General features: G+C 52.7%; 6 protein-coding genes and 2 pseudogenes. 4 read left to right on the forward strand and 4 right to left on the reverse strand.

What is annotated here, in order from left to right:
• Positions 1-270: 270 nt before the first annotated feature.
• Entirely contained in the window at positions 271-675 is a 405-nt protein-coding gene (locus ACFWW2_RS06700; protein WP_393927078.1) for a LysR family transcriptional regulator, read from the reverse strand.
• Between the two features lie 143 nt (positions 676-818).
• On the opposite strand from ACFWW2_RS06700, the gene ACFWW2_RS06705 reads away from it, so the two are divergent.
• Together ACFWW2_RS06705 and ACFWW2_RS06710 are read left to right on the forward strand one after the other, a co-directional pair.
• The gene (locus ACFWW2_RS06705) at positions 819-1238 is read left to right on the forward strand and encodes a RidA family protein (protein WP_393927079.1); all 420 of its coding nucleotides are present in this window, start codon (positions 819-821) and stop codon (positions 1236-1238) included.
• A 12-nt stretch (positions 1239-1250) separates the two neighbouring features.
• On the forward strand, positions 1251-1856 hold the full coding sequence (locus ACFWW2_RS06710; RefSeq protein WP_393927080.1) for a VOC family protein: 606 nt from the start codon (positions 1251-1253) through the stop codon (positions 1854-1856).
• A 121-nt stretch (positions 1857-1977) separates the two neighbouring features.
• Here the strand turns inward: ACFWW2_RS06710 and ACFWW2_RS06715 are convergent.
• Positions 1978-2106, reverse strand: a pseudogene (locus ACFWW2_RS06715) (DUF6880 family protein); the annotation flags it as partial.
• 140 nt (positions 2107-2246) lie between these two features.
• On the opposite strand from ACFWW2_RS06715, the gene ACFWW2_RS06720 reads away from it, so the two are divergent.
• Complete coding sequence (locus tag ACFWW2_RS06720; protein ID WP_393927081.1) at positions 2247-2591, forward strand: H-NS family nucleoid-associated regulatory protein; 345 nt, start codon at positions 2247-2249, stop codon at positions 2589-2591.
• A 52-nt stretch (positions 2592-2643) separates the two neighbouring features.
• Here ACFWW2_RS06720 and htpG read toward each other — a convergent pair whose 3' ends face one another.
• Positions 2644-4506 carry a molecular chaperone HtpG gene (htpG, locus tag ACFWW2_RS06725; protein WP_393927082.1) on the reverse strand — a complete coding sequence of 621 codons (1863 nt, stop codon included), beginning with the start codon at positions 4504-4506 and terminating at the stop codon, positions 2644-2646.
• A gap of 499 nt (positions 4507-5005) precedes the next feature.
• Here htpG and ACFWW2_RS06730 point away from each other — a divergent pair, with 499 nt between their 5' ends.
• On the forward strand, positions 5006-5533 hold the full coding sequence (locus tag ACFWW2_RS06730) for a DMT family transporter (RefSeq protein WP_393927083.1): 528 nt from the start codon (positions 5006-5008) through the stop codon (positions 5531-5533).
• Positions 5534-5538: 5 nt separating this feature from the next.
• Here ACFWW2_RS06730 and ACFWW2_RS06735 read toward each other — a convergent pair.
• A pseudogene (locus ACFWW2_RS06735) lies at positions 5539-5658 on the reverse strand (IS110 family transposase); the annotation flags it as partial.
• Positions 5659-5803 lie beyond the last annotated feature (145 nt).

Here is a 5803-nt window from a genome sequence, read left to right on the forward strand (position 1 = left end):
GGACCCAATCCGCTGATCACCATACCGGCCCGCGGCTTCTGAAAATGCCGCAAACTGAGGCCTGACAGAAGACCGCACGCGATCACTCCTCCAATCAGTCAAAAACTTCTTGCATCCAGGGCGGCAACCACAGAAGCCCAAGCTGCTCCGGTGGACGGGATTGAGCGTTGGTCCCGAGGTGTTTGAACCTCTCGGCGCGTTCTGCATTTTGCCGTGCATCGCGTTCGGCTTGCCTTTGCACCGCGGCTTCGGCTTCGATTTTTTGCTTTGCTAAGGGATCTCCGTTGACAGCGTGATAGTTTCTCGGACATAAGGTTCTAACCCGATCGAATGCCGTGGCCACCCATTTGGAAGCTGCCCAACAACGAGTGGGTCGAGACCGATGCTCAGCTTGCGGCCATTGAGGATTGGAGCAACTGCTTCCGTGGCGTCTGTGAGGACGCCGAAAGCGCGCGAGATGTCCGGGAGATAAGCAGCGCCTTCCTGTGTCAACAACAACCCTCGAGGCAGGCGCCGGAAGAGAGAGATACCGAGAGACATTTCCAATCGCTTGACCTGCTGGCTGACGGCACCGGCCGTGACGCCAAGCTCAGTTGCGGCAGCCTTGAAGCTCAAATGCCGCGCCGCTGCCTCAAATGCTTTGAGCCCGTTCAAGGATGGAAATCGATAGGTCATGGTACCTCCTTGGCGGCGTCTTAGCATGGACGACCTCCGAACGAGACCGAGATTTTCTAAGTCTTGCACTCAAATTTTGTCGTTTGAGTAAAAGGAGGCAATCCGGTCAAGTCTTGCCAAAAGTCAGGATGAGGACCTCCACGATGATCAGATATAACCCTCCGACTGGATGGCCACAAATTGGCCGCCCTTTCCATCACGGTGTGATCGCGCCGAAGGGCCACGCGCTCCACATGACCGGACAAGTGGCTTGGGACAAAGATGCCAACTTGATTGGCAAGGGCGATTGCGAAGCGCAAGCACGGCAATGCTTCGACAATGTCGAGAACAATCTGAAAGTCGTCGGAGGGCGATTGGAAGATATCGTCTCCTTGACCGTCTTCTATCTCGACCCAACGGACATGCCAGCGATACAGAAAGTCAGGGCAGAACGCCTCCAACTGGAGCATGGCCCGGTCAGCATTCTAATCCAGGCAGCGGGGCTGATCACACAAGACCTACTGGTGGAAGTCGCGCCCATTGCCGTGATCTCCGACGATCGCTTTCACGAACCAAAATATTGAGGTTGAACGGACATGAACAAATACAGCGGCTTCAAAGCCATTCGCAGCTTGGACTACGTGATCATCCTTTGCCATGACCTTGCAAAGATGAAAACTTTCTATGAGCAGCTATTTGAGTTCCATATAGAAGAGGATTTCCCCGAGCGAATGATGTTCTTTAGGGTTGGAACCTTGTTTCTCGGCCTACGAAAGCGTGGGCGTACCTATGATGGACCGAGCGTGCCGTCATCATCCGCTTCCATCCAGATCAGCTTTCGTGTGCCTCCCGCTGATGTCGATCTCGCCTATGACAAGCTTGTCGCATGTGGCTTGGACGTCATCGAACCACCTACGAACCAGGACTGGACCCACCGGACATTGTTCTTCAGGGACCCCGAAAACAACATCATCGAGATCTTCGCGGACATTCACCTGAGTGAGACATTGGCAGAACCATCAGGGGTTCATCAAATTGTCGTGTGGCGGCCGCTTTGCTGCCCTTCGTTATCAGCGCTGATTGCATCGCTCACGAATGCCCATACAACACTCAAGACCATCAACCAAAGACCGGTGATCAACCGGTATCCGACCAAAACCGTCAAATGTCGGCAGCGAGTCCATATCTGCATTGCAGAGTAGCTTTTGTTCATGATATGTTTCCACATCGACGAACGCCGGAAGATTGGAGAATACCATGAATACCCCTGGTAGCTGCTGCTGCGGAGCAGTCAGATTTGAGCTGTCAGAAAAACCAACATATATGGCTCAGTTCTAAGCGCAGACGACGTTTGATGTCTGCACTCCCTTGACTGACTTCAATCAGAAGGTCCGCGAGCCGGTCGGCGCCAAGGTCAGCAAGGTTCGCTTTGTTCAGAGTTTTCTTTGACATGCTGCCAAGTTACCGGATTTCTTCAACATCTCTAGAGCGGTCGAGGTATAATGGTTACCCCAGCTTATGCGTGTGCTATCAAACCCTTCACTCAATCAACTAATCTGGCGCATAAATAGAGTGGAACAAGGAGAAAATCCATGAAGTACGACTTGAAATCCATGACGCGCAAAGAGCTCGAGAAGCTTTCTAACAGTATCGATAAAGCGCTCACACAGATCGTTGCCAAAGAGAAGAAAGCTGCTTTGGCGGCCGCCGAGAAAGCCGTCAAAGCACATGGTTTCATGCTCGCCGATATTACCGCCCCTGACACCATTTCGACAAAAGGGAAACGCAAAACGACCCGGAAGGCGAAGGCCCCTAGCAAACCAAAGTTCGCAAATCCTAGCGATGCAACGCAAACATGGACAGGCAAAGGTCGCAGGCCTGACTGGTTCGTTGCCGCAATAGAAGCGGGCAAAACACCAGACGATCTGGTAATTTAGTCACCCGACATCACAGCCGTCAGGTGATTACGCATAAGACGATATCCCTCTGCTAACTCGTGAAGGCGCGGGACATCACACTGCCAAGACGGCGAGCAAAGGCTGCCGCATCCACAGGCGCTTCACCTTCGACAATGCACGCTTGGTCCAGCAAAAGATGCGCCGCATCTTGCAAAAGCGTGTCTGCGTTCGCGTCCTTGGAACGTGCTCGTTCCGCTAGGTTGCTGATGATGGCATGGCTTGGGTTCAGTTCAAGCACACGCAGTGCACCGTGTTCTAGCTGGCCGTGTCGTTTGAGCAAACGCTCAAGATTCACGTCCATGTCTCCATCATCGGCGATCAGACAAACCGGGCTGTCGGTCAGTCGTTTCGACGGGCGAACATCTTTGACAGCCTCGCCCAATTCCAACTTGATTGCAGCAATCAACTCAGACAGATCGGCTTCGTCTGTCTTATTTTCCTCAGGTTTATCTTCGGTTTTGATCTCATCAAGATCGGCAGCGCCACGTGTGATGGATTTGAACGGTTTGCCATCGAATTCTGTTATGTGCTGTAGCCAAAACTCATCGACATGATCTGCGAGCAACAGAACTTCGACACCTTTCGCCTTGAAACCCTCGAGGTGAGGCGATTGGGCAAGCTTTGCCGCGTCGTCACCCGCAATGTAGAATATGGCATCTTGGCCTTCTTTCATGCGTTCGACATAGTCAGAAAGGCTGCTGAGATCGGCGGCATCCGTCGTCGCAAAACGGCAAATTTCCAGAATACGATCACGCAACGCCACATCCTCAACCAGCCCCTCTTTGAGCACGGCACCGAAATTGCCCCAGAACGCGCTGTACTCGTCTGGCGCTTTATTGGCCTTTTTCTCGAGTTCGCTCAGCACCTTCTTCGTGATTGAGGTCTTGATCTTTGTAAGTTGAGGGTCAGACTGAAGCATCTCACGAGATACATTCAGCGACAGGTCCTGGCTGTCGACTACACCGCGCAGAAAACGCAGATAGGCTGGTATCAGATCTTTGGTCGTGTCGGAGATGAAAACGCGGTTTACGTAAAGCTTCACATGGATTCTGCGTTCAGGCTCAAATAAATCAAAGGGCCGCTGTGACGGCACGAACAATAGACTGGTATGGTTTAGCGTGCCTTCAACACGATTGTGCATCACATGCCATGGCGCATCAAACGCGTGCGAACTGTCGCGGTAGAACGCGGTGTACTGCTCCTCTGTGATTTCCTTTGACGGTCGGAGCCAAAGCGCCTCGGCAGCATTCAGGGTTTCTCCACTCAGCTTAACAGGGAAGCTGATATGCTCGGAATAGGTCTTGATGATATGGCGCACGCGCACCTCATCAGCGAACTCTTCGGCATCTTTCTTCAGATGCAACGTGATCGTCGTACCGCATGACGCACGGTCAGCCGGTTCGATCGAAAAGGCGCCTTTACCGTCCGACGACCAAAGCCAGGCCTCCACCTCTCCCGCTTTGCGCGTCACTACGTCGACCTTCGAGGCTACCATGAATGCTGAATAGAACCCGACACCAAACTGGCCGATCAGTCCAACATGATCTTTTTCTTCTGCCTTGAGCGCCTCAATAAATGCACCGGTACCGGATTTCGCGATGGTACCCAACGTTTCCAACAAATCAGCATGGTTCATACCTATGCCATTATCAGAGATGCTTAGCGTCTTTGATTTAGCGTCAAGTTCTAGAGTTATCACCAAGTCGTCTGAAGGCGACAGGCTTGCATCGGTCAAGGCGGCATAGCGCAATTTGTCACAAGCATCAGAAGCGTTCGAGACCAACTCCCGCAGGAAGACCTCACGATTGGAATAAAGAGAGCCTGCAACGATCTCCAGGAGCTGTCCGACCTCGGTCTGGAAGGAAAAGGTCTCTTTTTCAGCAACATCAGCCATGGCGTAAAACTCCGCAAATCCATTCGCGCTCTAACTTATGAAATTACTGATCGGATGCAACTGTCAGGTGTCACTAGCTCAGAACAGGTGGCGACGATCAAGTGGAGAGTAATGATAACCGAGAAGTATCACTACTTTATTGATGGCCGAAGCGGACCTTCAAGCTTCACGCGGCGAATGTCGGGAAAGTGTGTCCGACTCGGCCATTGCCATTTCTCGCTGCGCGCGCACGCAGCAGGAAAATCGCCGCGACTGCATCATTCTGAGTGCCGCTGCGCCGCGCGAGAAGCAGCCATTTGTTCAGGATGCGCGAAGATTACATCGGCGATAAGCTGTTCGCGAAGCCAAATGGCCCTCCGGCGTGGTTGCGCCAAGGTTTGCTATGTAGGCCACTGCTTAAGTTTTACCGGGTATTTCAGTTCTAACCCGCATGAATCGGTCGCTTCCTTGCGCCTAAGCGAGGCAACTAAGGCAAACAAGTTATCTGGGCCCACCAAACATGAGCAAAGCCTCCACGCTGACCTTGGATACGAAATCCACCATCATGCTGTTGCTGCTTGCAGCGGTTTGGGGTGGTTCGTTTTTCTTCGGTGAGATTGCTCTGCGTGAAGTTCCGCCACTCACTATTACCCTTCATCGGGTAATCTGGGCTGTGCCCTTTTTGGCTTTGCTCGTCCTGTCTAAAGGCATTGCGGCTCCTCGCTCCCTTCGGGTTTGGGGAGCTTACTTGGTGATGGGTGCGCTCAACAACGCCATTCCCTTTTCGTTGATTTTCTGGGGGCAGACGCAGATTGACAGTGGGCTGGCATCCATTCTGAACGGAACAACCGCTATGTTCGCGGCTGTTGTTGCAGGTTTGTTGCTGCCAGATGAGCCTTTGACAGCAAAGAAACTGACAGGTGCCGCTCTAGGTATTGCAGGCGTGGCATTCATTATGGGGCCGAGCGCGTTAATCACGCCGTCACCAACTTTCGGGCATAGCTCTCCGGTGAGGGACGATCCCGTCAATGGTATTGGAGGATGTTGATCAGGTCATATGGCCCCCTTCAATGGTTCATGACGGAACTCGGTGCCGTCTGCCCACATGCGATGCATGATGACGGCAAGTTTTCTAGCGACAGCGACGACCGCACGTCGACGGCCCTTTCGACGCATTAGGTGTAGTGGTTCAGATGTGATCTGACAGTTGGCCGTTTTTCAGGCGGCGTCTGTCAGGTGAAGTTCAGTTCACGAACTTTTCCCGCCAGATTTCTTTCCCGTCGATCATAGTTTCGATGGGTGTTCTGCCGCAACACAT

This window comes from Yoonia sp. R2-816 (genome assembly GCF_046762905.1).
In the GTDB taxonomy this organism is placed as follows: domain Bacteria; phylum Pseudomonadota; class Alphaproteobacteria; order Rhodobacterales; family Rhodobacteraceae; genus Yoonia.